Here is a 24459-nt window from a genome sequence, read left to right on the forward strand (position 1 = left end):
TAATCGTTTGTAGCCTAATTGATTGCATCTTAGACAAAATTTGTATAAAAAGAACTCAATTTGGGTTCTTTTTAGATATGTCAGCCCTTGATTTTAGTGATCGTTTATTCATCAAAGGTTAATAATCAAGCCAAACAAAAAGTGATCAATAGGTCTTAGTTTTGTGTTTCATTGTGTAAGATCTCCACGCTATTTTTAAATTTAATTCATGTGCATAACTTAATAATATGGACTTATTCCTTGTTTGTTTTTCTTACTCAAGTCTCTGTAATGCCATAACACGATGTCCCGTGTTGGCGTTCCTTAAGATAGGCTGAAATCTTCAGGTTGTCCTGAGCATTTGAGTAAGACATGGTTAAGTTAATTCTCATTCAGTCAAATTTTGTAAACGGCAGTTTGGTTTTGTCATCTGTTTTATAAGATGTTTATTTTTTTAGGGGGAACGACCTCCCTTGTTGATTAAATTTATAAAATTCAACAAGAAAAATCGTCAGGACGGCCTGACTCTGTTAATTAGGAGGAAGGCAATATGGCCTGGATTATACTTGTATTCGCTGGACTATTTGAGATTGTCTGGGCCTATTCCATGAAGCTCTCAGAGGGTTTTAGCAGACTCACACCGAGTATTTTTACGATTGTTTTTATGGTGCTCAGTTTTGTATTGCTGGCCTATGCCATGCGTACTTTGCCTCTAGGAACTGCCTATACCATCTGGACGGGCATTGGTGCAGTCGGCTCATTTCTGGTCGGTGTTATAGTTTTAGGTGAACCTGCTTCTGCTATGCGTATGCTGGCTGCGATGCTGATTATCTCCGGACTTGTTTTGATGAAATTATCCTCCTCCTAAGAGCTGTTGAGCAGTTCTGATTTCGAGTAAAATAAAAACTGGCAAGCTTGATTCTGTAGGAGTAGGGCCATGCAGCTCAGTTATATTTATATGGACTCGCCTGTAGGGCAGTTGCAGCTGGTCGCCAATGAAACGGCGCTGGTAGCTGTACTCTGGGATTGTGAAAAACCGAATCGGGTCAGATTGGCAACTCTGGTTGAAGATCCACAGCATCCTGTGTTGATAGAAGCTCGGCGTCAGCTTCAGGAATATTTTGCCGGTCAACGCAGTGTTTTTGAGTTGCCTTTAGACTTTGCTGGTACTGATTTTCAGAAAAAAGTCTGGCAGGCTTTGCTGAATATTCCTTATGGACAGACCCGAAGTTACCGGGAAATCGCTGAACAGGTCGGTAATGTTAAAGCAGTGCGCGCCGTGGGCGCTGCCAATGGTAAAAATCCGATCTCGATTATTGCACCTTGTCATCGGGTGATTGGCAGTAGCGGTAAGCTGGTAGGCTTTGCAGGCGGTCTGGATAAAAAAGAAATTCTGTTAAATATTGAGCGAACCCATTAAGATCAAAATCATAAAATTAATGAAAATTAAAATATGGATCAGTTCGCAACACAAATCTTAGGCCAACTCTGGTCGAGTTTATGGTGGGTTCTTCTACTTTTTATTGGTTTGATCGTTTTTAAGTTATTTAAACCATTTTTAAAAGGAAAGCTGGGAGAATTCGCTGTTGCCACGCATGTCAAACTTTATCTGAAAGATCTTGAGTATCGGTTATTAAACGATTTGACTCTTCCTGATGGAGAAGGGAGCACAACACAAATTGATCATCTCTTATTAAGTCCTTATGGCCTGTTTGTGATTGAAACCAAAAACTATAAAGGCTGGATCTTTGGTGGCGAGCGACAAAAGACCTGGACGCAAAAACTTTATAAAAATAGCTATAAATTTCAAAATCCGATTCATCAGAATTATAAGCACATCAAAGTTCTGGAGCAGGTGCTGGCTGATATTATTGAGCCAGACCAGCTGCATTCTGTGATTGTATTTATGCCAGATGCGGTATTCAAAACCCCAATGCCGAATTATGTATTTCGGGGCGCAGGTTGGACAGATTATGTAAAAAGCTTTAATCAGCGAGTTATTTCTGATACCAAGATTAAACGTATCCAGATTCGCTTGGAGAAGGAAGTACTAGAAAAATCCTGGAAAACCAACCGTGAACATGTTGCAAATTTAAACAGGCGAGAATCCGAACAAAAAAGCCTTTGAATCATTCAAAGGCTTTTTCTTAATTTTTCGAGGCTTTTAGCTTTTCAGTAATTTCAACCAGCTGTTTAATCCGTTTGACCTCATCCCAAAGTGTTTTGGCCTCAGGATAATGCTTGGACATCATCCCCAGCCATTGTTTGTAACGGCCGACCATATTCATTTCCTTTTTATAGGAACCATTCAGGAAACGGATTTGCAGTTCAAGCAGCTCATTCCAGGTGATAAGCGGCTCATCAGAATTCTGGCGAATACATTGGGTCAGATCAGGTGTAGTGACCGCACCACGGCCAATCATCAAGTCTTCACAGCCTGATTCTAGCTGACATTGCTTGGCATCGGCATTGGTCCAGATTTCACCATTGGCAATCACATTGATCTTTAAGGCTTCACGGATCGGTTGCAGTTGGTCCCAGAAGGCTGGCGGAGTATAGCCATCGGCCTTGGTCCGCGCGTGGACGGTGACCCAGGCCGCTCCAGCATCTTCAATGGCATGGGCATTTTCCATCATGAAGTTGCGATCCATATAACCCAGACGCATTTTCGCCGAAACCGGGATATGTGTGGGCACTGCATCACGAACAGCTTTGACCAGTTCATAAACGACTTCAGGTTCATCTAGCAGCACTGAACCACCACGGTGACGGTTTACGGTTTTGGCTGGACAGCCAAAATTCATATCAATCGCAGGAGCACCCATGGCAGCGACTTTCACTGCATTGGCTGCCAGCATTTCCGGGTTATTTCCCAGAAACTGTACATGCACCGGCGTACCGGCAGCAGTTTTGCCGTCATTTAACAGTTCAGGGCAGTAGGTGTGATAGATATGATCTGGCAGCACCGAATCCGTGACACGAATAAACTCGGTTACACACCAGTCGAAGCTCCCGACGGATGTCAGTACATCGCGCATAATCGGGTCAGTTAAGCCTTCCATGGGTGCAAGAACAAGTTTCAATGGTCAACACCTGTTAATTCGAAAAACGGTGTTATACGGCTTTTTGGTGGGAATGTCCAGGCAGTTTAATTTTCATATGAATTGCAGAAAAAGATTGAGTGTGAATGAGTATCTATTGATCTTTTGCTATCGAAATAAAAAAACCTTAAATCGACTGATTTAAGGTTTGGATTTAAATCTTAAAAATCTAATATTGTCTTAATCGATTAGTTTTTCGACTTTCATACTTTCACGATAATACTGACAGCCTTTATACAGCAGGAATACACCGATTACACCAGCTACAGCATTGACGATAGAAATCGAATTACCCACCATTAAGGTATTTTCATAATATCGGTCTGTAATCAGCGCCACAGCAGTTGTACCCACACCGAGTGCAATCAGGTTAGAAATCAACAGGAATTTGGCTGATACTTGGGAGCGCAACTGGTTCGGTGTCAGCATCTGGGTAGCAGCGGCTGATGCTGGAATCGGGAAGGTGGAGAAGAACATCGCCACAAAGATCAGTGCGAATGAAAGCTGCATATTGTCGACTTGGGTAAACAGCACGCTTGGAATGATCAGGGCAGCACAGCCAATTGCACCGGCACGGATTGCTGCATCGCTATAGCCACGTTTAGAAAAGAAGTCGATGAGCCAGCCACAGAATAGGGCGCCTGAAGTATTTGCGACAAGAATAATACTTCCAAGGATATATCCGGTCTGGCTTGCATCCAGGCCAAAGTGACGCATGTAGTAGGCCGGTGCCCAGCCGAGCAGGGAATACAGCATCATAGTATAGAAAGAGAAGCCAATAAAATGACAGAAGAAAGTCTTTTTATGGGTTTTAATAAAACCGATGGAATTCTTAAAAGATGCTTTAACGGCGACACCATTCGCATCCATTTTGAGGCCTTTACGCTCGGGTTCCCGTACGGTCAAAATCATGAGCAGCGCCAGCAATACACCCGGTAAACCGACAATCATAAAGGTCAGTTGCCAAGTCTTGATCTCACCAATTACCGGTAAAGTAACGAAACTAACATCCTTGAGCAGACCGATGACATAACCGCCGATCAGGAAAGCCAGTCCTGAACCGATAAAAGCACCAATGGCATAAACACCCAGCGCACGGCCTAGTTTATGTTTAGGAAACAGATCCGCCACGATTGAGTAAAAAGCAGGAGATAGGGCTGCTTCACCTGCACCGACACTAAGGCGAGCCAGGAACATCTGGATAAAGTTTTTACTGAGGCCACAGGCTGCAGTGGCCAGACTCCAGAAAGCGATCCCAACCGAAATAATTTTCACACGTGATTTCTTGTCGGCCAGTGCGGCGATCGGTACGCCCATAAAGGCATAAAACAGCGAAAAGGCCAGCCCCTGCAATAGGCTGAACTGGGTATCACTGAGCATCAAGTCGGCCTTAATCGGCTCAATCATCAGGGATAAAATCTGGCGGTCTACAAAAGACAGAATATAGGCCACCATACAGATGATCACCACATACCATTGATAGCTGCTACGTTCCGGAGCTGCTGGTGGAATTTCTGTAGCTACCTGTTCAGGGATAGGCGTAGTAATTTTTAGATGAGAATCGAGTGGTTGGACGTCATTGTCAACCTTGTCTATGACCAATGTTTTTTCATTCATCATGCAACATCCTGTGCAAGTTATAGTGATTGGTTTATTTGATACAAATTTAATTATTTTTATTTTTTAAATGTATCAATTAATCTAATCTAGGAGTAATTTGCACAGCCGTCAATATGTCTGGATTAAAAAGATACAATTATTTTTAAATCAATAAAAAAGGGAATCAAATAGATTCCCTTCTTACTTTAAGTGTCTGAAAATATTTGTTAAGCAGCTTTTTCTACGAGAGTCAGGATGTCATAGGTCGCGACCAGTTCATTGCGCTGGTTTTTCACCTTGATGTCCCAGACCACGACACCATGCGGTCTCTGCTCATCACGCAGCGGTTTTGGGGTTTTCTGCTTGCAGGTCAGTTCTACCTGAATGGTATCACCAATTTTCACCGGTTCTACGAAGCGCAGGTTGTCCATGCCATAGTTGGCAATAACTGGACCTGGAGCAGCATCAACAAACAGGCCAGCAGCGGCAGAAACAATGAAGTAACCATGTGCGACGCGTTCACCGAACAGGGATTCCGCAGCCGCAATCTTATCCATATGTGCATAGAAGTAATCTCCACTTAAACCACCAAAGTTGACAATATCAGCTTCAGTAATGGTACGGCGTGCAGTCAGCAGGCGTTCACCGATCCGCAGTTCATCAAAGGATTTCTTGAATGGATGCACGCGGTCTTCAAATACCTCCGCACCCGCGGTCCAGCTATGACCGACCTGAGTCAGCACATTTGGTGAGCCTTGAATAGCAGTACGCTGCATATAGTGTTTCACTGCACGCAGACCACCGAGTTCCTCACCACCGCCAGCACGCCCCGGACCACCATGCACTAACAATGGCAGTGGTGAACCATGACCGGTACTTTCCTTAGCGCTTTCACGATCCAGAATATGCACACGACCATGCCAAGGCGCGATCTTGCTGAGTAGCTGTTCAATATTTTCATCCTGGTTACGCACGATTGAAGCGACCAGACTGCCTTCACCACGAGCTACTAATGTTGCCAGTTGTGGTAGGTCACTATAGGGCATCAATGTAACCACTGGGCCAAAGGCTTCGATATTATGAATCTGTTGGGCCTGTACCGGATCTTTACATAACAATACTGTTGGTGGATAGAAAGCAGATTTTTCCGGATGTGCGACCTGGATGGCAAAGTCCTGGCGCAGGTGGCTACCTATGATGATTTCAGCTTCCTGTGCCAGCTGTTCTACCTTGGCAGCAACATCATGCTTCTGTTTAACGCTGGCCAGAGCACCCATGGTTACGCCGTCCTGTGCAGGATCACCGATGACTACTTTCTGTAGTTTTTCAGTCAGGCGTTGCTGTACGGTATCGAGCAATGCTGCTGGCACAAAGGCACGACGAATTGCAGTACATTTTTGTCCGGCCTTGGTTGTCATTTCACGGAAGACTTCACGCACAAACAGGTCAATGGTTTCATCGTTGGCTTGCTGGGTCAGGATGGCGCTGTTCACCGAATCGGCTTCCATGCTGAATGGAATGGAGTGGGCATTCAGGTGTGGATGCGCACGCAGTTTCTGGCCGGTAGCAGCCGAACCTGTGAAGGTTACCGTATCCTGTGCATTCAGGTGATCAAACAGGTCATAAGTCTGTCCGCAGATCAGCTGAAGGGTGCCTTCTGGCAGTAAATTGCTGGCTAAAATGTCTTTAACGACTGTATGTGTCAGTTCTGCACCTTCTGTTGCTGGCTTGACAATACAAGGTACGCCGGCTAGTAGAGTAGGTGCAATTTTTTCCAGCATGCCCCAGATCGGGAAGTTAAAGGCATTAATATGCACTGCTACACCGGCTTTCGGGCTCAGAATATGTTTGGCACCAAAGCTGCCCTGTTTGGATAATGGAATCCAGGCATCTTCAACCAGTGCCGTTTCATCGCTGAGTTCACGGCGAACCAGACTTGAATAGGCAAACAGGGTGCCAATCCCACCTTCAATATCAATCCAGGCATCTTTGCGGGTACAGCCGGTTGCGGCTGCCAGGCGGTAATAATCTTCCTTACGTTCCAGTAAATATTGTGCCACCTGTTTCAGAGCATTAGCACGCTGGTGGAAAGTCCAGTGGGCAATGGCTGCACCCTTCTGTTTGGCATATTGCACCACATTATGCATGTCGATACCGTGACTGCTGACCTGATAAATCGCTTCACCGCTAATAGCGTGATAAACCGTACGCAAGTCATTTTGTGCGCTATGTTCACCACCTAAAACCAGTGAACTCAATACTTTAACTTTAGCTGAGTAATTCGCCTGTGTGTCGTCCTGAAGATCCGTACTCTGGGTAGTGCTGTCCAGTTCCAACATTGTATAACTCCATTTATGATACGTTATTGAGTTTATTTTTACTTTTGATGTTTCATAAATTGCAATCAAAAAGCTTAAATGTCAATCATAATCCGCAAACAAAAAAGTAATTTTGATGTAATTAAAAAATTAAAAACAATAAATACAATAACTTAATAAAAAATGCTTTTGAAAAATATATGATACTTAAAAAATAGTATTGATTTTATATTTGTATCGTTTTAATTTGAGTGTATCAGCACTTGGGATAAGTGAGACAAACATGAATAAGCAACAACAAACATTCGATCAGAAGATAGAGCAGGACATTTCGATTGAAGCGAAGGACTGGATGCCGGATGCCTATAGAAAGACCCTGATTCGCCAGATTGGTCAGCACGGACATTCAGAAGTGATTGGCATGCTGCCAGAAGGTAACTGGATTACCCGCGCACCGACTTTGAAACGTAAAGCGGTATTGCTGGCTAAAGTACAAGATGAAGCCGGGCATGGCCTGTACCTGTACAGTGCAGCAGAAACGCTTGGTGCAGACCGTGATGACATGATGGAAAAGCTGATTGCTGGCCGCATGAAATACTCATCCATTTTTAACTATCCAACTTTGACCTGGGCAGATGTAGCGGCGATTGGCTGGCTGGTGGATGGGGCGGCAATCGTCAACCAGGTGGCGCTGTGTCGTACTTCTTATGGTCCTTATGCACGTGCCATGGTGCGTATCTGTAAAGAAGAAAGTTTCCATCAGCGTCAAGGTTTTGAAGCCATGATGCAACTGGCAGAAGGTACACCAGAACAGAAACAGATGGCACAGGATGCAGTGAACCGTTTCTGGTGGCCGGCACTGATGATGTTTGGTCCAAGTGATAACAATTCTCCAAACAGTGCACAAAGCATGCAGTGGAAAATCAAATTATTCAGTAATGATGCATTGCGTCAGAAATTTGTCGACAACACCGTGCCGCAAGTATTGCAGCTTGGCCTGACTGTGCCGGACCCAGACCTGAAGTTTAATGAAGAAACAGGCCACTATGAATTTGGTCAGGTGAACTGGGATGAGTTCTTCGATGTGCTGGCAGGTAAAGGTCCATGTAACCATGAACGTATCGAAGCACGCCGCAAGGCTTGGGAAGAGGGCAAATGGGTACGTGAATCAGCAGCAGTTTATGCCAGCAAGCAACAGCAGCAGTCAGATCAACGAAAAATCGCCTAAGGCAACGGAATAGCACAAGGATATGCAAATGAACAAGAATAACTGGTCTTTATACGAAGTATTTATTCGCAGCAAACAGGGTCTGAGCCACCGTCATGTCGGCAGCCTGCGTGCTCCTGATGATGAAATTGCCCTGCAAAATGCCCGTGACGTCTATACCCGCCGCAATGAAGGTGTAAGTATCTGGGTCGTGAAATCTGAACTGATTACCTCATCTCAACCAGATGAAAAATCGGAGTTTTTTGATCCTTCATTGAACAAGGTCTACCGTCATCCGACCTTCTATCACATTCCAGATGGCATCGAACACATGTAAGGTGGAGGAAAGAGCAATGACGAATCAGGTATTGGCACAATTTTTACTGCATGTTGGCGACAGCCAACTCATCCTTTCACACCGTCTGGCAGAGTGGTGCGGTCACGCACCGGAGCTAGAGCTGGATATTGCATTGGCAAATATTGGTTTGGACCTGTTAGGTCAGGCACGTACCGCGCTGAGTCTTGCCGGTGAAATTGAAGGACTGGGCCGTGATGAAGACAAACTGGCCTATTTCCGTACCGAGCGTGAATACCGCAACCTATTGCTGTGCGAACAGCCAAATAATGACTTTGGTCAAACCATTGTGCGTCAATGGTTGATGGATCATTACCATGCTTTGCTGTTTGCAGCCCTGAGCAATAGCAGGAATGAAGACATTTCTTCATTCGCCATCAAGTCGCTGAAAGAGGTGAAATACCATTTGCGTTTTTCAACCTCATGGATGGAACGTCTGAGCTTAGGTACTGCAGAAGCACATGAAAAGATCCAGAATGGTCTGAACCAGCTATGGCGCTTTACTGAAGAGCTGTTCAGCCTGACTGCAGATGAACGTCAGCTGGTTGATGCTCACCTGATTCCGGATGTGGAACTGCTGAAACCGAAATGGTTGGAAAGCATATCTGCTGAGTTGCAACGTTTTGAACTGAGCTTGCCAGAAAGTGGTGCTTACCGTAGTGGCGCCAAGCAGGGACTACATACCGAACATCTGGGTTATGTACTGGCGGAACTGCAATATATGCAGCGCAGCTATCCAGGCATGAACTGGTAAATCCAGCACATCACAGGGAGTGAGTGGCATGAACTTGATTAGACATGTAGAAGATCAATGCTGGGAGGTCCTGGCACAGGTTTCCGATCCGGAAATTCCAGTCCTGTCAGTCCTTGACCTGGGCATGATTCGTGGAGTGGAGATCAACCCACAGGATGAAATCGTGGTTCGATTGACCCCCACTTATAGTGGCTGTCCGGCAACCGATCTGCTCAAGGCGGAAATCACCCAGGCATTTGCAGCACATGAGCTGACGCCGGTCAAAGTCGTGGTCGATCTGTCAGAAGCATGGACCACTGACTGGATGAGTGAGGAAGGTAAACATAAATTGCAGCAATACGGTATTGCTCCACCTAAAGGTGAATCGAATAGCTGCGGCACTCATGTTGCACTCAGTGATGGTATCCAGTGTCCACATTGCCATAGCCATCACACCCGATTACTCAGTGAATTCAGTTCAACCGCTTGCAAGGCGCTGTACAAATGTCAGGAATGCCTGGAGCCGTTTGACTATTTTAAATGTATTTAAGGGCTTAAGCGCACAAGCCATAACAATAAAGCGTGAGATCGCCACAGCTTAAGAAGGATTTTGAAATGAGCCAGTTTATTCCGTTAACCATTAAATCTATTCAGCCTCAGACTGAACAGGCAATTTGCATTGCTTTTGAACTGAGTCCAGAACATGCCGAAAATTTTCAGTATCAGCCGGGCCAACACCTGACCATCCGTCATATGACAGGACAGGAAGAATTGCGCCGTTGCTATTCGATCTGTAGCGATAGTGATGAAGACATGAGTATTGCGATCAAGAAAATTGATCAGGGCCAGTTCTCGACCTGGGCCAATGAAAATCTGAAAGTCGGCGATGTACTGGAAGTGATGCCACCACAAGGTGTGTTTTTCCAGAAAGCGGCCAAGACTGGTGGTAAACATTATCTGGGTTTTGCTGCAGGTAGTGGCATTACACCAATTTTGTCTATTGTCAAAGCAGTGTTGAACCGTCAACAAGATGCCATTTTTACTTTGGTTTATGGTAACCGTTCCTGGAAACAGACTATGTTCTCTGAACAGATTATGGATCTGAAAGACCGTTTTAAAGAGCGTTTGCAACTGATCAATATTTTCTCGCGTGAACTGAATGACAGCGAGATTTTCAATGGTCGTATTGATGCAGAAAAACTGCAGCAGCTGTTCCAGGCGGGCCTGATTCCAGCAGAAACTGATCACTGCTTTGCTTGTGGTCCTGAAGAAATGATGAATGCGGTAGAAACCGTATTGCCAACCCTTGGGATCGAACGCAGCAAAATTCACACCGAACGCTTTAATACCGGTACTGCACCAAAAGCCTCTACACAGCAGATCGAAAGCCGTACCGAGGAAAAGGTCAACATCATTCTGGATGGTCGTGAGCTGATCATTGAAGTGTCCAAACAGGATGACAGCATTCTGGATGCGGCTTTACGTGCTGGTGCAGATCTGCCATATGCCTGCAAGGGCGGGGTATGCGCAACCTGTAAATGTAAGGTGCTGCAAGGTGAAGTGGAAATGGCAATCAACTATAGCCTGGAAGAAGAAGAAATCCAGAAAGGTTATGTGCTGAGCTGTCAGGCGCGTCCAACTACTCAAAATGTTCGTCTCAGTTTCGACGAGTAAAGATTTTAAATTAAGCATCATGCAGATAAATGCATGAACGAAATAGAAACTTAAAAGGTGTGTAATGGATTACCAAACAATTAATGTTGAAGAAAAAAATGCAGTGGGCTACCTGACTTTTAACCGTCCAAAACAGCTCAACAGTTTTAATGAAACCATGCATCAGGAAGTATCTTCTGTCGTAAAACGCTGGGCGCAAGATTCAGCAATTCGCGCTGTAGTGATTTCTGCAGAAGGTCGTGGTTTCTGTGCTGGTCAGGACCTGAACGATCGTGTGGTTGATCCAAATGCTGATGCGCCAGATCTGGGGCTATCGATTGAAAAATACTATAACCCGCTGATTAAACTGATTACTGAAATGCCAAAACCGGTGATCTGTGCCGTAAATGGTGTAGCAGCGGGTGCAGGTGCCAATATTGCTCTGGCTTGTGACATCGTGGTAGCAGCGAAATCTGCTTCATTTATTCAGGCCTTCTGCCGTCTCGGTCTGGTGCCAGATTCAGGGGGTACCTGGTTCCTACCACGCCTGGTTGGCCGTGCCCAAGCGATGGGTCTGGCGATGCTGGGTGACAAAATCTCGGCTGAACGTGCACTGCAACTCGGCATGATCTGGCAGGTAGTTGAAGATGATCAGTTAAAAGCAGAAGCTGAAAAAATGGCTGAACATCTGGCGACTCAGCCGACTTATGGTCTATCCCTGATCAAGAAAGCGATTCATGCCGCTGCAGACAATAATCTGGATGAGCAACTGATTCTGGAGCGGGATCTGCAACGTCTGGCAGGCCGTTCTAATGATTATCGTGAGGGCGTTCAGGCCTTTATGCAAAAACGCACACCACAATATAAGGGCTGCTAAATCTGCCGGAGATGGATTTGACTCGGCTCAAAGTTGTTGGATTTTTTCCTTTCAGTTATCGCTTAGCAACTTGGTCGAGTTGAATTATTACTGACAGGTATGAATATGATACCTATTTGGTCTGATGGTTAGCTAGGTCCTATGTTATATGTAGTAGTACCCTGATAGTAAATGAAATCTGAAAATATAGATTTATGCACTATTTTTCTACTCAAGATGTTGATTTTTGAATTATTTTTTATTTTATTTATTCAAAAAAATGATTTGGATGAGTAAGTGGAATTTAATATGTCAGGAATTTACAAATATTAAAAAATATGTATCGTATTTTTGGTGAAGAGTGATACAACCTGGTATATATTGAACTAAGCAGACAGCGCTAGGACAGGCGCAACAAGTATCGCCAACAGACTGAGGTATGGCGAGCTAAGGAACAAGAACGATGGAACATGTTTATATTTTTGACGGTATTCGTACCCCAATTGGTCGTTACGCAGGTGGTTTGAGCAGTATTCGTACTGATGACCTTGCTGCTTTGCCGATCCAGTATTTAAAACAGCAGCATCCCAACCTGCCATGGGCAGAAGTTGATGAAGTGATTTTAGGCTGTGCCAATCAGGCCGGTGAAGATAATCGTAATGTCGCGCGTATGGCAGCACTTTTAGCGGGCCTGCCGGAAAGTGTACCCGCGATTACTGTAAATCGTCTCTGTGCTTCCGGTCTGGATGCTGTCGGTCTGGCAGCACGTGCAATTAAATCGGGTGAAGCGCAATTTGTAGTCGCCGGTGGGGTAGAATCCATGAGCCGTGCGCCATTTGTACAATCCAAGCCCATCACAGCATTTAGCCGTACTCCGGAAATTTATGACACCACCATTGGCTGGCGTTTTATCAATCCAAAATTCAAGGCAGGTTTCGGCGTAGATAGCATGCCGGAAACGGCAGAAAATGTGGCTGAAAAATATCAGATTAATCGTGAAGATCAGGATCTGTTTGCTTATCACAGTCAGCAAAAAACTGCACAGGCACAGCAGAATGGCATTTTTCAGGCAGAAATCCTGCCCGTAGAAATCAAAGGTGCTAAAGGTTCTACTCAGGTGATTACTGAAGATGAGCATCCACGTGCCGATACTACTTTAGAAAAGTTATCTTCTTTAAAAGCACCATTTCGAAAGGAAGGTGGTTCGGTAACTGCGGGTAATGCGTCTGGTGTCAATGACGGTGCAGCCTGTGTGCTACTGGGTAATAAATATTTCGCAGAACAATATGGACTGAAACCGCTAGTACGGGTGGTAGGAATTGCCAGTGCAGGTGTAGAGCCACGCTATATGGGGATTGGACCAGTACCAGCGATACAGAAAGTATTAAAACAGACAAACTTAAGTCTGGAACAGATGGATGTGATCGAACTGAATGAAGCCTTTGCCGCACAGGCACTTGCAGTGCTACGTGAGCTAGGCCTTCAGGATGATGATCCACGAGTCAATCCAAACGGGGGTGCTATTGCCCTTGGCCATCCACTCGGAATGAGCGGTACACGACTGGTGATTACCGCCATGAAAGAATTACAACGCAAGCAAGGAAAATATGCCCTTTGTACCATGTGTGTCGGTGTTGGACAGGGTGTCGCACTGATTCTGGAAAATGTGGCTTAAGGACTGAATCAAAAGAGAAATCATCAGCAGTCAGGATGACTGCAGCAGGAGCAAGAATATGAATAACAATGCAATGGAACAGATTGAAACCGCTTCAGTAGATGAATTACGTAGCCTGCAATTGGAACGTATGAAAAAAATGCTGCAGCATGCCTATCAGAACAGTACGGTTTACAAGAAAAAGTTTGATGAAGCCGGTGTGCATCCGGATGATCTGAAATCACTGGAAGACCTGGCAAAATTCCCCTTTACCACCAAGCAGGATCTGCGCGAAAACTATCCATTTGGCATGTTTGCTGTGCCTCAGGAGCAGATTGTCCGTGTACATGCTTCTTCAGGAACCACAGGTCAGCCTACTGTAGTCGGTTATACCCAGAATGACATTAATACTTGGTCAGATGTGGTGGCACGCTCGTTACGTGCAGCCGGACTCAGCAGTAAAGATACGATTCAGGTATCTTATGGATACGGGCTATTTACTGGCGGGTTGGGTGCACATTATGGGGTAGAACGTCTGGGTGCCACCGTAATTCCAATGTCAGGTGGCCAGACCGACAAACAGGCACAATTGATTCATGATTTCAAGCCAACAGCTTTAATGGTCACACCATCTTATTGTCTGAACATTATTGAATGTCTGGAGAAAAAATTCGGGACTGCCAAGGATTGTTCCATCAAGACCGGGATCTTTGGCGCAGAGCCATGGACCAATGAAATGCGCCGTGAAATTGAAGAACGTCTGGGTATTGATGCGCTAGATATTTATGGCCTTTCTGAAGTGATGGGGCCGGGTGTGGCGATGGAATGTCTGGAATCCAAAGATGGTCCTACCATTTGGGAAGATCACTTCTATCCTGAAATTATCCATCCAGAAACTGGTGAAGTATTACCTGACGGTGAGCTGGGTGAACTGGTATTTACCACCATCACCAAAGAAGGTATGCCGGTGATTCGTTACCGTACCCGTGATCTGACACGCTTATTGCCAGGTACAGCACGTACCATGCGTCGTATGGATAAGATTGTCGGTCGCAGTGATGACATGATGATTATTCGTGGTGTGAATGTGTTCCCATCACAAATTGAAGAGCAAATCCTGCATATTCCGCAGCTTATTCCAAATTATCAGATTCAGATTTGTAAACAGGGTCACCTGGATACATTGCATATTCGTACCGAAATGCGTAAAGATAATGCTATAAATATGACACACCAATTGGCAAATCAGCTGAAAGTACAAATCAAGACCATGGTCGGGATTAGTGTCAGTGTGGAAGTTTTACCGGAAGGTAGCTTGCCACGTTCTGAAGGTAAGGCTCAGCGGGTGTTTGATATCCGAAAGTCCGCTTAAATACGTCTGGATGACAGGCTCAGGTCTGTCATCCGGCTTTAACAAGGTAAATTGAACGTAATGAATCCGAAATTAAAACAAGTAATTGATGATTTCATTCAGAATGAGACCCTCAGTGGAACCTCATTGGTAATGACGATTTTTGGTGACAGTATTTATCACCGCGGGGGAGTCATTAGTCTTGCCAGCCTGATTCAGCTGATGGATGTATTCGGCTTCAATGAGCGTTCTGTGCGTACCGCCGTATTCCGTCTGGTACAAAATGGCTGGCTGAGTTCAGAAAAGATTGGCCGCACCAGTTATTACCGGATTACCGAAAGCAGCCGTCAGCGTTTTATTACCGCAGACCAAAAGATTTACAGCTTCCAGCATAATGAATGGGATCAGAAATGGGATCTGGTTCTGCTCAGTTCAGTTGAATTGGAAAATAAACAGATACTAAAAAAAGAACTGGAATGGTTAGGCTTTGCCAATATCGCGACCAATGTCATGGCCTATCCGGGTTGTGATCAGCAGAAACTGCAAAACCTTTTACTGAATAACAAGATGACTGATCAGGTGGTAGTATTCCGTGCTGAAACTTTACAGCTTTGGCAGGAATCTTATCCGACCATTAAACGCATGGTTGAAACCAATTGGCCAATCCCGGAATTGCATCAGCGTTATGAAAAATTTATTAGTGATTTCCGTGAATTTTTCTATCTGGTGGAAAATGAAGAGGAACTGGATCCAGTACAAGCCTTTCAGATCCGTATCCTGCTGATCCACCAGTATCGCCGTATTTTATTGAAAGACCCGAATCTGCCATTTGAACTATTGCCAACAGACTGGTTGTCACTGATTGCACGTAACTTAAGTACCAATCTATATCAGGCGGTATTTGCAGCAGGAGATGAGTTTTTCCTGGAGACTGCCCGGACCGCGGAAGGCCTTATGCCACCGGCACATCCACAATTTTATAAACGTTTTAGTGGCTTAAAGCAGCCGGAATTGACCTTTTAATATTTAAAAAAATTATGAATGTAATAGCTCAAGGAGGAGTCTATGCCATGTTATGCGATTGATGGGGTGATTCCTGTCGTCAGCCCTGAAGCTTATATCCATCCTACGGCTGTGCTGATCGGTGATGTGATCATTGAAGCCGGAGTTTATATTGGTCCGTTCGCTTCGCTGCGTGCCGATTTTGGCCGGATTCATATCCAGAAAAATGCCAATGTCCAAGACTCCTGTACCATCCATGGATTTCCGGACAGTGTGACCTTGGTTGAAGAATATGGCCATGTCGGTCATGGTGCCATTCTGCATGGCTGCGTGGTACGAAAAAATGCCCTGATCGGTATGAATAGTGTGATTCTGGATGAGGCCGAAATCGGGGAGAATGTCATTGTTGGGGCCAACAGTACAGTCAAGGCTAAATTCAAAGTACCAGCAAATAATCTGGTACTTGGCAGTCCGGCAAAAGTCATCCGTCCTTTAGAAGAAAAAGAAATTGTCTGGAAAAGCCATGGCACCGAGCAATATATCCAGCTCACTGCACGTTGTTTGAATACCTTGCAGGAAGTAGAAGCTTTAACTGAAGATTCCGCAGAGCGACGTGATTATCAGAACTTTAAAGCCGATTATCAGATCAAGCAAAATAGTTAAACTCGCTGATTTTTAAAAATTTTAGATAATTAAAATACGCTAATTTTTTAGTTTTAAAATTATTGGAAATGAAACCAAATTACTATTGTCGCCTTTCCGGATCAAGCTAAGCTGTTAGAAAGCAGGTCAGGAAAGTGCAGATGAAAAGTCGGGAATTTAAAGACCATTTCTCCCAGCAGTCTCAAGATTATGCCTTGTTTCGCCCGCATTATCCGGACACTTTGGGGAAGATACTGGCAAAGCTATCACCGAGTACCAAATTGGCTCTAGACGTCGGCTGTGGCTCAGGACAGTTTTCAGAGGTTTTGGCGCATTATTTTGATCAGATCATTGCCATTGATGCGAGTAGCGAACAAATCGCACAGGCCAAACCTCATCCGAAAATTCAATATCATCAGGCCTTAGCCGAAGAAATCCCATGTGTTGACCAGAGTGTAGATCTGATTTCAGTCGCACAAGCTGCCCATTGGCTGGATCTGGACAAGTTCTATGCGGAAGTTCGCCGTATTGCAAAATCCAATGCCATTCTGGCTCTTATTAGTTATGGGGTATTCAGCATTGATGAAGAACATCTGAATCATTATTTCAGACATTTTTATGAAGTGACGATCGCACCCTATTGGGCACCTGAACGTCGCCATGTCGATGAAGGATACAAAAATCTGCCATTTCCATTTCAGGAAATTTCTGTACAGCCGCCGGTATTACAAGTCGAGTGGAACTTTTACCAACTGATAGGCTATATGAGTACCTGGTCAGCCGTAAAAGCAGCCACCCAGGCACTCGGACATAATCCGCTGAATGTACTGGCAGATGCCTTATTGCCAGAATGGGAAGATCCAGAATTGCCCCGGGTGGTGAGTTGGCCGCTATCGCTACGAGTGGGAAGGATAAATCCAGATCAAGAAAAGGATAATTAAATAAAAAGCTCAGTCTTAACTGGGCTTTTATAATATTGAAGATCAATCAGCTTATTTGTTTAACAGCATTTCCAGCACAAATTTGGAGCCGATAAAACCGAGCGCCAGCAGGCCAAACCCAAGCAGGGTAAAACGAACTGCTTTCTGACCACGCCAGCCAAATTTCCAGTGTCCAATCAATAATGCACCATAAACCAGCCAAGACACAATGCTAAAGGCGGTCTTATGGGCCAGATGTTGGGCGAAGAAATTATCAATGGTAAAGAATCCGAAACCCAATGCCAGTGTCAGTAAAATGAAACCAGTCATCAGCATATCGAACAATAAAGATTCCATATCCTGATAGGAGGGCAACAGATTCACCCAAACCCGACGTTTCTGTTTTTTCTTCAGTTCACGGTCCTGAAAACGTAAAATCACGGCCTGAATCGTCGCCATCAATAACACAGCGTAAGCGGACAAGGACAAGATAATATGAATATCAAGACCTAGGGAATTCTGTGCAATGACTTTCGCTGGCTGGGTAAAACTGAAACCGAGAATCAGGCCGGTCGCAGCGACGGGAATACCAATCAGGTTTAGCGCAATAATCGGCCGATAGGTACTGTAAATGATACTTAGCAGTAGCATTAGCCCTGAAGTAAAGGAAAGTAAGGCGAATACATCATAATTCATCCCCATCGGGGTATACATGTCACCTGATAAAACCAAAGCATGCAGTACCAGTCCGACTAAAGCTGTTAAGCCGACAAACCATTGATTTGGAGTACGTTTAGTCATTAAATGAATGAACAGATACCAAAAAGAGGAGGTATAAGCGATTAATGCTAAGATCGTGTAAACCAAGGGTAGGCTAAGCATGTCAAACCTTTTTAAGGGTGATGAATATTCATTTATATAAATTCAGTGCGAACTACAGTATCCTATAGCATTCTATGCATAAATTTTCTATTTTAAGAAACAATTTTTTGCTACTGGCTATTTTAAGCGGATTTTGCAATGTTTGATACCTTAACAGAACGACTCACGCAGAGTTTAAGAAATGTTACTGGCTCAGGGCAGCTAACCGAAGACAATATTAAAGATACGTTACGTGAAGTACGTATGGCACTTCTTGAAGCCGACGTTGCGTTACCTGTAACTCGTGAATTTATCGCGAAAGTTAAGGAAGAAGCATTAGGCCAGGAAGTGATGACTCAGTTATCACCAGGGCAAGCCTTCGTCAAAATCGTCTATGACGAATTGACCAAAATGATGGGCGAGGCTAATGAAAGCCTTGACCTTGCAGCAAAACCACCGGTGGTGGTACTGCTTGCCGGTTTGCAGGGTGCGGGTAAAACCACGACTGCAGCCAAACTTGCGCGCTTCCTGCAAGAGCGTCAAAAGAAAAAAGTAGCTATGGTGTCTGCCGACGTTTATCGTCCGGCTGCGATCAAGCAGTTACAGACAGTGGCTGGTGAAGTTGGCGCGATTTTCCTTGAATCGAGTGCTACTGAAAAACCAATCAGCATCGTTAATCGTGCAATTGAACAGGCAAAAATCCAGTTTGCCGATGTGTTGATTGTCGATACCGCAGGTCGTCTGCATATCGATGACGATATGATGGAAGAGATTAAAGAGCTGCATGCAGCGATTAATCCGACTGAAACCCTATTCGTGGTTGATGCCATGACCGGTCAGGATGCGGCAAATACGGCCAAAGCATTTAACGATGCGCTTCCTTTGACGGGTGTGATCCTGACCAAAACCGATGGTGATGCGCGTGGTGGTGCAGCACTGTCTGTTCGTGCGATTACTGGTAAGCCAATCAAGTTCCTCGGTATGGGCGAAAAACTGGATGCGCTTGAGCCATTCCATCCGGAACGTGTGGCACAGCGTATTCTGGGCATGGGTGACGTGCTTTCTTTGGTCGAAGAAGTTGAACGCAAAATCGACAAAGAAAAAGCCGAGAAAATGGCGAAGAAATTGCAGAAAGGCGGTAGCTTCAACTTTGAAGATATGCTGATGCAATTCGAGCAGATGAACAAGATGGGCGGCATGATGGGCTTCCTGGACAAACTTCCAGGCATGAGCAATTCTGGTATTCAAGATGCGATTGCGCAGGCGAATCCTGAAAAGCAAGTGAAGAAAATGGAAGCGATTATCCAGTCGATGACCATCAAGGAACGTCGTAACCCTGACCTGATGAATCCAAGCCGTAAAAAGCGTATTGCAGCAGGTTGCGGTATGGAAGTCTCAGAAGTCAACAAGCTGATTAAACAGCATGCGCAGATGGCGAAGATGATGAAGAAATTTGCCAATCCGTCGGGTATGGCAAAAATGATGAAATCACTGAGCGGTCTGCAAAAACAGTTTGGTGGCGGCGGTGGCATGGGTCCACTGTTCGGCGGGAACGACAAAAAATAACTGTTTTAAATAAAAAAGGCGCATATAGCGCCTTTTTTATTGTCTGTATTTTCTTTTATATCCAGTTTAAACAAAACAACATTTGCTTACCCAAATTTCCAGAAAAATCAGGCAGACTCGAAAACATTCGAAATAAAATAATATAGAAGGATGTATCTAATGACTCAAGTGATTGTGGTGCATGGCTATACCGCAAGTCCTGAAGAAAACTGGTTTCCATGGATTCAGGAAAAAGCCCAGCAGGAACATGTCAGCTTGAAAGTACTCAGACTTGACCCGTCAACTACGCCAAAACTGGAGGTCTGGGAACAGCAAATGCGTGAACAGATTGACGGGATTGACGAAAACAGTATTTTTATTGCGCATAGTCTGGGTTGTCTGGCTGCATTACATTATTTAAGTCGCGAATTAAAAAATCAGAGAATCAAACAACTGGTTTTGGTGGCCGGTTTCAATGGCCGACTGGGACGTCTGGAAGAAGTTAATCCGTTCATTGACGCGGCTGAAGTAGATTTTGATTTACTGAAACGTCAGATTGATGAACGTGTAGTGATTTATTCGGAAGGTGATGATCGGGTTCAGCCTGACTTTAGTCTGGAGCAAGCGGAAAGTCTGGATGCAATTGTAGTCTGTGCCGAGCATCAAGGACATTTTATTAATTCGCAAGGCTGTACTGAACTGCCGGAAGTCTGGCGAGTGATTCAGCCTTATCTGATTCAATCTTCCACTGAATAGGGAGGATGATGAACAGATTGGTTCAATGATGACAGGATGAAATTAAATAAGGAATATTGAATTTCATCCGCTAATAATTAAAAACTTAACTTTTGTCGGAGCATTTTGCTCTCAATATAATAAATACAATGCTATGAAAAATATAACGAAGAAAGTCTATATCGTACCTGATTATCAGGCGACCTCAAATGACCACTGGTATCCATGGTTGAGCCGGCAGATCAAAGACGCGGGATTCGAGGCCAAACGGATCATGCTGGCTAATCCCTTTCAACCTGATCTGGAAGAATGGCAGCACAACCTGAAACTGCAGATTCCGCACCTAGATGAGCATAGTTTTATTGTTGCGCATGGCCTGGGTGGCTTGAGTGCTCTAAAGTTTCTTGAAGAACACTATAACCGTACACAATTGAAAATTGGCGGGCTCATGTTAGTCGCAGCTTTTGATACACCACTGGTGGCCTGGTCGGAACTAAACAAAATGGTGCAGGCAGTAAAGTTAGATCTGAACAATTTATCACATGGCACCAAACGTTTTGTAATGCTGCTTTCTAGCAATGATCCTTATGTGCCTGCACCGATTTCGTTGCGTTTGGGCCATAGCCTGAATGCACAGATTTTTGAAATCAAAAATGCAGGGCATTTTAACAAGCTGGATGGCTATGCAGATTTTTCAAAGTTACTTGAGCTGCTTAAACTGTGTCTGGCAAATGATCTGCAAAATGCTGCAGGCCTTTAAGCAATAAATCGGGTTCAATAATAGGCTGAAACCGTTCGAGATGCTGGGCAAAGAGCGCAGCATCTCCACCAGTTAGGATCAGCTGTGCCGGAAAATCTTGCAGTACTTTTTCAATGGTGCTGAGCAGACCGAATAAAATGCCATGATGTACGGCATCAATGGTATTGCGGCCAGGACTGAGTTCCTCGAAAGCTGCATCCGGGATTTTAATACCTTTGGTATTCTGGATCAGGGAGTCGCGTTGTAAATACAGATTCGGCAGGATATAACCGCCGAGATGTTTTTGACCTTGGGCTAGATCAATGGTCAGGGCAGTCCCGCAGCTGATGACACAGTAATTTTGGTCGGCTGACTTGGCAACGGCCAGCACCTGCAACCAGCGGTCAATCCCAAGCTGGGAAGGATCATCATAGCCACAGATCAAACCGGCATAGCGTGCCTGTACCTTGGCAAAAACCACAGGAATGTTCAGGCAGGTCAGAATCGATAGAATACGAACATTATTCGCTTTGTCCAGTACTGAAGAAATTCCGACCTGATGCAAGCCCAAACTCTTAAAATGCTGAATCAGACCAAGAAGTAAGTCAGCAGGGGATTGCAAATGCATTTCCGCGGCATGTTCAATGATCTGGTTCTGCTCCGTAATCCAGTACTTGAGCCGTGTATTGCCGATATCCAACCATAGTTTTTTCATTGAATGATGCCTGTTCAGCCACCGTTTTTAAGACGGAGTTGCCCCTGATAAAATGTCTGCGTACCTGTATTCGTTTCGATAATGACCGCACCATCGTCTTGAATGCCGAGGAAAGTTCCGGAATATTGGCCCTGAATATCAGTAAATTCAACTGTTTGCTGGAAAAATGCAGCATATTGGTTAAACCGTGCCGGCAGATTCTGACTGCCATAATTAAACCATTCCCCCGCTTGCTGAATAGCCAGATATAACTCGGCAATCAGATCTACACGTGAAGCATGCTGTAGTCCCAATTCAGTCAGAGAAGTCACCTGCTGGTCTGGAATGCTTTCCGTGAGTGGGCTGACATTGATCCCGACACCGACTACGACCTGTTGAGTCGAAATCGGTTCAATCAGAATACCACCCCATTTCCCCTGCAGGCTGTACAGGTCATTGGGCCATTTCACCTGCAAGTCCAGTCCTTTTAGACTTGGCATTTGCAGGATATTTAATGCAATTTCCAGCGCCAGACGACCATCGATTGCTTTTTGTGTATGCAGCAATGTGCTTAAATAGATGTTCCCCTCAGGAGAAATCCACTGACGTTGACGCTGTCCACGTCCTTGGGTTTGCACGCGGCTACACACTAGTACCTGTTGTACCCCTTTGGTTGCCAGTTCCCGGACATCGTCATTGGTCGATGTGGTGATCGGCTTGATCAGCAACACTTCAGGGAGTTGGCCTGCTTGACTTAAACGTTGCTGCAGTTCGCGAGTTTCTACATCCATTTGAATCTAAACGTGGTAAATGTCGTTATGGAGTTAATCATATATTTATTGATTGGTGCAATTGCAGGATTTGCCGCAGGCCTGTTTGGCGTGGGTGGTGGTCTGATTATCGTGCCAATTCTGTACATTGTTTTTACCCAGCTCCAGTACGATCCAAGCGTGATTATGCATATGGCAGTCGGAACTTCTCTGGCCACAATTATTGTAACCTCAATCAGTTCGGTGATGGCACATCATCAGAGAGGGGCAGTGTTATGGGATGTAGTGCGTAATCTGGCACCCGGCCTGGTCATTGGCTCATTCTTGGGAGCTGGAATTGCAGATTATTTATCGGGCCAAGGCCTGCAATTGCTGATTGGCTTCTTTGCAGTCTGGATTGCATTCAGAATGTTTAGAGGCGCGCATTATCAGGTTGATCCGAATCAGAAATTGCCTTCAGCCGCATTACAGTTGGCAGCGGGTGGTGGCATTGGCGTGGCATCGGCCATATTCGGGATTGGTGGCGGCAGTTTGACTGTGCCTTTCCTGAATCGTTGTGGTGTCGTCATCCAGAAAGCAGTAGCCACTTCTGCTGCCTGCGGTTTGCCGATCGCAGTGGCTGGTGCCTTAGGTTTCATCTGGTTTGGTCAGAAAGCTGAAGTCGAAGTACCAAATACGATTGGTTATATTCATATTTATGCGTTTATTGGTATTAGTGTGATGAGTTTTATCACTGCAAAATTTGGTGCAAAAGTGGCGCATTTATTATCACCAGTTCTATTAAAAAAATGTTTTGCGGCCTTATTGACTACAGTTGGTCTGTATTTTATCTATCAAGGCTTTACTGCCTGAACTACTCATTTTTTATCAGCTAAATTTTTTGAGGAGAATAGGTCACTATTCTCCTTTTTCTTTGACTGGGTTGGCTGTATAGACACAAGATTGTCTGACAATGTCAAAGTATTTTCTGCAAAAAAGCCGTTTAATAACTGAAAAGTCATCCAGAATGACTGCACTTGCATCAATAAAAATAAGACAGGAACAGTATGCAACAACAAGAAGCACACAGTTTGTCTGAACAGATTGCCAAGCATATCAGTGAACAGATTATCCGGGGTGAACTGGTTGAAGGCGAACGCATCCAGGAACTCAGAATTGCATCGGAACTTGACGTCAGTCGGGGATCAGTCCGTGAAGCCTTGCTCTTGCTTGAACGTACCCAGCTGATTGAAATCTTCCCGCGTCGTGGCGCCATTGTTTCGGAAATGTCGGCCATGCAGGTTCGTGCCCTGTTTGACCTGACCTCTTTATTGCTGGGGCAGATGGTACATCGCATGGCAGAGACCTGGCGCAGTCATGAGGCAGAGCGCATTCAGCTACTATTAGAACAATTGGAAGCCGAAACCCGCCAAGGCCATATCGAAAAGTTTTATGATTTGATCTTTCAGGGAATGGCCCAGCAACAGGAGATGGTCGGTAATCTTTACCTGATGCGCTACTATCAGGAACTGCTGCCATCTTTACGCCGTAGCTATTTTCTGACCCTGAATATTTCAAGACGTGAGCTACAGGAATCTTTTGAATTATTTAAACTGGTGACGGAAGCGATTTTAATTCGTAAATCCCATCAGGCGACGTTATTTATGGAAGATTTTTGTCGACACTTGCGCAACCTTGTGTTGGAATCTCTGATACGGATGAAACAAATTGAACTCGCGTGGGCCAGACGCTCACGACGTTAAATC

The 24459-nt window shown here is 44.8% G+C and carries 25 protein-coding genes; 19 read left to right on the forward strand and 6 right to left on the reverse strand.

Annotated elements, in window-relative coordinates; all coding sequences use genetic code 11:
- Positions 1–529: 529 nt before the first annotated feature.
- The 3 genes from sugE to FTV18_RS05920 all read left to right on the forward strand — a co-directional run bounded on the left by sugE (position 530) and on the right by FTV18_RS05920 (position 2107).
- The gene (gene sugE, locus FTV18_RS05910; protein ID WP_180017098.1) at positions 530–847 is read left to right on the forward strand and encodes a quaternary ammonium compound efflux SMR transporter SugE; all 318 of its coding nucleotides are present in this window, start codon (positions 530–532) and stop codon (positions 845–847) included.
- A 69-nt stretch (positions 848–916) separates the two neighbouring features.
- Positions 917–1399: a methylated-DNA--[protein]-cysteine S-methyltransferase gene (locus FTV18_RS05915; protein WP_180017096.1), complete on the forward strand. Its 483-nt coding sequence runs from the start codon at positions 917–919 to the stop codon at positions 1397–1399.
- 33 nt (positions 1400–1432) lie between these two features.
- Positions 1433–2107, forward strand: a complete 675-nt coding sequence (locus FTV18_RS05920; protein WP_180003071.1) for a nuclease-related domain-containing protein — start codon at positions 1433–1435, stop codon at positions 2105–2107.
- Positions 2108–2126: 19 nt separating this feature from the next.
- Here FTV18_RS05920 and FTV18_RS05925 read toward each other — a convergent pair whose 3' ends face one another.
- From FTV18_RS05925 to paaZ, 3 genes are all read right to left on the reverse strand, one after another.
- On the reverse strand, positions 2127–3062 hold the full coding sequence (locus FTV18_RS05925) for a tRNA-dihydrouridine synthase (protein ID WP_180017094.1): 936 nt from the start codon (positions 3060–3062) through the stop codon (positions 2127–2129).
- A gap of 198 nt (positions 3063–3260) precedes the next feature.
- Positions 3261–4700, reverse strand: a complete 1440-nt coding sequence (locus FTV18_RS05930; protein ID WP_180017092.1) for an MFS transporter — start codon at positions 4698–4700, stop codon at positions 3261–3263.
- Between the two features lie 206 nt (positions 4701–4906).
- Complete coding sequence (gene paaZ / locus FTV18_RS05935) at positions 4907–7018, reverse strand: phenylacetic acid degradation bifunctional protein PaaZ (RefSeq protein ID WP_180017090.1); 2112 nt, start codon at positions 7016–7018, stop codon at positions 4907–4909.
- A gap of 262 nt (positions 7019–7280) precedes the next feature.
- Here paaZ and paaA point away from each other — a divergent pair, with 262 nt between their 5' ends.
- From paaA to FTV18_RS05990, 11 genes are all read left to right on the forward strand, one after another.
- Positions 7281–8225, forward strand: coding sequence for a 1,2-phenylacetyl-CoA epoxidase subunit PaaA (gene paaA, locus FTV18_RS05940; RefSeq protein WP_180017088.1), 945 nt, complete (start codon positions 7281–7283; stop codon positions 8223–8225).
- Positions 8226–8253: 28 nt separating this feature from the next.
- Positions 8254–8541, forward strand: a complete 288-nt coding sequence (gene paaB / locus FTV18_RS05945) for a 1,2-phenylacetyl-CoA epoxidase subunit PaaB (protein ID WP_004783374.1) — start codon at positions 8254–8256, stop codon at positions 8539–8541.
- Positions 8542–8557: 16 nt separating this feature from the next.
- Positions 8558–9313: a 1,2-phenylacetyl-CoA epoxidase subunit PaaC gene (gene paaC / locus FTV18_RS05950; protein WP_180017086.1), complete on the forward strand. Its 756-nt coding sequence runs from the start codon at positions 8558–8560 to the stop codon at positions 9311–9313.
- 28 nt (positions 9314–9341) lie between these two features.
- The gene (gene paaD / locus FTV18_RS05955; protein ID WP_180003062.1) at positions 9342–9842 is read left to right on the forward strand and encodes a 1,2-phenylacetyl-CoA epoxidase subunit PaaD; all 501 of its coding nucleotides are present in this window, start codon (positions 9342–9344) and stop codon (positions 9840–9842) included.
- Positions 9843–9907: 65 nt separating this feature from the next.
- Positions 9908–10966, forward strand: a complete 1059-nt coding sequence (gene paaE / locus FTV18_RS05960; RefSeq protein WP_180017084.1) for a 1,2-phenylacetyl-CoA epoxidase subunit PaaE — start codon at positions 9908–9910, stop codon at positions 10964–10966.
- Between the two features lie 64 nt (positions 10967–11030).
- Entirely contained in the window at positions 11031–11822 is a 792-nt protein-coding gene (gene paaG, locus FTV18_RS05965) for a 2-(1,2-epoxy-1,2-dihydrophenyl)acetyl-CoA isomerase PaaG (protein ID WP_034701548.1), read from the forward strand.
- Positions 11823–12264: 442 nt separating this feature from the next.
- Positions 12265–13476: a 3-oxoadipyl-CoA thiolase gene (gene pcaF, locus FTV18_RS05970; protein ID WP_180017082.1), complete on the forward strand. Its 1212-nt coding sequence runs from the start codon at positions 12265–12267 to the stop codon at positions 13474–13476.
- A 58-nt stretch (positions 13477–13534) separates the two neighbouring features.
- Positions 13535–14827: a phenylacetate--CoA ligase PaaK gene (gene paaK, locus FTV18_RS05975; RefSeq protein WP_180017080.1), complete on the forward strand. Its 1293-nt coding sequence runs from the start codon at positions 13535–13537 to the stop codon at positions 14825–14827.
- 60 nt (positions 14828–14887) lie between these two features.
- Positions 14888–15829, forward strand: coding sequence for a phenylacetic acid degradation operon negative regulatory protein PaaX (gene paaX / locus FTV18_RS05980; RefSeq protein ID WP_180017078.1), 942 nt, complete (start codon positions 14888–14890; stop codon positions 15827–15829).
- Positions 15830–15871: 42 nt separating this feature from the next.
- Positions 15872–16471, forward strand: coding sequence for a gamma carbonic anhydrase family protein (locus tag FTV18_RS05985; RefSeq protein ID WP_180017076.1), 600 nt, complete (start codon positions 15872–15874; stop codon positions 16469–16471).
- Between the two features lie 140 nt (positions 16472–16611).
- The gene (locus FTV18_RS05990; protein WP_180017074.1) at positions 16612–17391 is read left to right on the forward strand and encodes a class I SAM-dependent methyltransferase; all 780 of its coding nucleotides are present in this window, start codon (positions 16612–16614) and stop codon (positions 17389–17391) included.
- A gap of 51 nt (positions 17392–17442) precedes the next feature.
- On the opposite strand, the gene FTV18_RS05995 is transcribed toward FTV18_RS05990, so the two are convergent.
- Positions 17443–18252, reverse strand: coding sequence for an inner membrane protein YpjD (locus FTV18_RS05995; RefSeq protein ID WP_004783358.1), 810 nt, complete (start codon positions 18250–18252; stop codon positions 17443–17445).
- A gap of 138 nt (positions 18253–18390) precedes the next feature.
- Here FTV18_RS05995 and ffh point away from each other — a divergent pair, with 138 nt between their 5' ends.
- From ffh to FTV18_RS06010, 3 genes are all read left to right on the forward strand, one after another.
- Positions 18391–19797, forward strand: a complete 1407-nt coding sequence (ffh, locus tag FTV18_RS06000; RefSeq protein ID WP_004783356.1) for a signal recognition particle protein — start codon at positions 18391–18393, stop codon at positions 19795–19797.
- A gap of 159 nt (positions 19798–19956) precedes the next feature.
- Positions 19957–20532, forward strand: coding sequence for an alpha/beta hydrolase (locus FTV18_RS06005; RefSeq protein WP_159123528.1), 576 nt, complete (start codon positions 19957–19959; stop codon positions 20530–20532).
- Positions 20533–20665: 133 nt separating this feature from the next.
- On the forward strand, positions 20666–21271 hold the full coding sequence (locus FTV18_RS06010) for an alpha/beta hydrolase (protein WP_180017072.1): 606 nt from the start codon (positions 20666–20668) through the stop codon (positions 21269–21271).
- On the opposite strand, the gene FTV18_RS06015 is transcribed toward FTV18_RS06010, so the two are convergent.
- Both FTV18_RS06015 and FTV18_RS06020 read right to left on the reverse strand, forming a co-directional pair.
- A complete protein-coding gene (locus FTV18_RS06015) occupies positions 21225–21965 on the reverse strand; it encodes a type III pantothenate kinase (RefSeq protein WP_180017069.1) in 741 nt (246 codons plus the stop codon). The two genes, FTV18_RS06010 and FTV18_RS06015, sit on opposite strands and share 47 nt — an antisense overlap.
- Before the next feature lie 14 nt (positions 21966–21979).
- Positions 21980–22735, reverse strand: a complete 756-nt coding sequence (locus tag FTV18_RS06020) for a biotin--[acetyl-CoA-carboxylase] ligase (RefSeq protein WP_180017067.1) — start codon at positions 22733–22735, stop codon at positions 21980–21982.
- A gap of 27 nt (positions 22736–22762) precedes the next feature.
- On the opposite strand from FTV18_RS06020, the gene FTV18_RS06025 reads away from it, so the two are divergent.
- Together FTV18_RS06025 and FTV18_RS06030 are read left to right on the forward strand one after the other, a co-directional pair.
- A complete protein-coding gene (locus tag FTV18_RS06025; RefSeq protein WP_004783347.1) occupies positions 22763–23566 on the forward strand; it encodes a sulfite exporter TauE/SafE family protein in 804 nt (267 codons plus the stop codon).
- Between the two features lie 194 nt (positions 23567–23760).
- Positions 23761–24456 (forward strand): GntR family transcriptional regulator, encoded by a 696-nt coding sequence (locus FTV18_RS06030; protein ID WP_004783346.1) that lies wholly within the window; start codon positions 23761–23763, stop codon positions 24454–24456.
- Positions 24457–24459: the final 3 nt, after the last annotated feature.

The organism is Acinetobacter sp. YH12241 (assembly GCF_013417535.1).
Lineage (GTDB): Bacteria > Pseudomonadota > Gammaproteobacteria > Pseudomonadales > Moraxellaceae > Acinetobacter.

Coding starts and splice junctions, on each gene's coding strand:
- sugE (WP_180017098.1), top strand. CDS start 530: ATGGCCTGGATTATACTTGTATTCGCTGGACTATTTGAGATTGTCTGG.
- FTV18_RS05915 (WP_180017096.1), top strand. CDS start 917: ATGCAGCTCAGTTATATTTATATGGACTCGCCTGTAGGGCAGTTGCAG.
- FTV18_RS05920 (WP_180003071.1), top strand. CDS start 1,433: ATGGATCAGTTCGCAACACAAATCTTAGGCCAACTCTGGTCGAGTTTA.
- FTV18_RS05930 (WP_180017092.1), bottom strand. CDS start 4,700: ATGATGAATGAAAAAACATTGGTCATAGACAAGGTTGACAATGACGTC.
- paaZ (WP_180017090.1), bottom strand. CDS start 7,018: ATGTTGGAACTGGACAGCACTACCCAGAGTACGGATCTTCAGGACGAC.
- paaA (WP_180017088.1), top strand. CDS start 7,281: ATGAATAAGCAACAACAAACATTCGATCAGAAGATAGAGCAGGACATT.
- paaB (WP_004783374.1), top strand. CDS start 8,254: ATGAACAAGAATAACTGGTCTTTATACGAAGTATTTATTCGCAGCAAA.
- paaC (WP_180017086.1), top strand. CDS start 8,558: ATGACGAATCAGGTATTGGCACAATTTTTACTGCATGTTGGCGACAGC.
- paaD (WP_180003062.1), top strand. CDS start 9,342: ATGAACTTGATTAGACATGTAGAAGATCAATGCTGGGAGGTCCTGGCA.
- paaE (WP_180017084.1), top strand. CDS start 9,908: ATGAGCCAGTTTATTCCGTTAACCATTAAATCTATTCAGCCTCAGACT.
- paaG (WP_034701548.1), top strand. CDS start 11,031: ATGGATTACCAAACAATTAATGTTGAAGAAAAAAATGCAGTGGGCTAC.
- pcaF (WP_180017082.1), top strand. CDS start 12,265: ATGGAACATGTTTATATTTTTGACGGTATTCGTACCCCAATTGGTCGT.
- paaK (WP_180017080.1), top strand. CDS start 13,535: ATGAATAACAATGCAATGGAACAGATTGAAACCGCTTCAGTAGATGAA.
- paaX (WP_180017078.1), top strand. CDS start 14,888: ATGAATCCGAAATTAAAACAAGTAATTGATGATTTCATTCAGAATGAG.
- FTV18_RS05985 (WP_180017076.1), top strand. CDS start 15,872: ATGCCATGTTATGCGATTGATGGGGTGATTCCTGTCGTCAGCCCTGAA.
- FTV18_RS05990 (WP_180017074.1), top strand. CDS start 16,612: ATGAAAAGTCGGGAATTTAAAGACCATTTCTCCCAGCAGTCTCAAGAT.
- FTV18_RS05995 (WP_004783358.1), bottom strand. CDS start 18,252: ATGCTTAGCCTACCCTTGGTTTACACGATCTTAGCATTAATCGCTTAT.
- ffh (WP_004783356.1), top strand. CDS start 18,391: ATGTTTGATACCTTAACAGAACGACTCACGCAGAGTTTAAGAAATGTT.
- FTV18_RS06005 (WP_159123528.1), top strand. CDS start 19,957: ATGACTCAAGTGATTGTGGTGCATGGCTATACCGCAAGTCCTGAAGAA.
- FTV18_RS06010 (WP_180017072.1), top strand. CDS start 20,666: ATGAAAAATATAACGAAGAAAGTCTATATCGTACCTGATTATCAGGCG.
- FTV18_RS06015 (WP_180017069.1), bottom strand. CDS start 21,965: ATGAAAAAACTATGGTTGGATATCGGCAATACACGGCTCAAGTACTGG.
- FTV18_RS06020 (WP_180017067.1), bottom strand. CDS start 22,735: ATGGATGTAGAAACTCGCGAACTGCAGCAACGTTTAAGTCAAGCAGGC.
- FTV18_RS06025 (WP_004783347.1), top strand. CDS start 22,763: ATGGAGTTAATCATATATTTATTGATTGGTGCAATTGCAGGATTTGCC.
- FTV18_RS06030 (WP_004783346.1), top strand. CDS start 23,761: ATGCAACAACAAGAAGCACACAGTTTGTCTGAACAGATTGCCAAGCAT.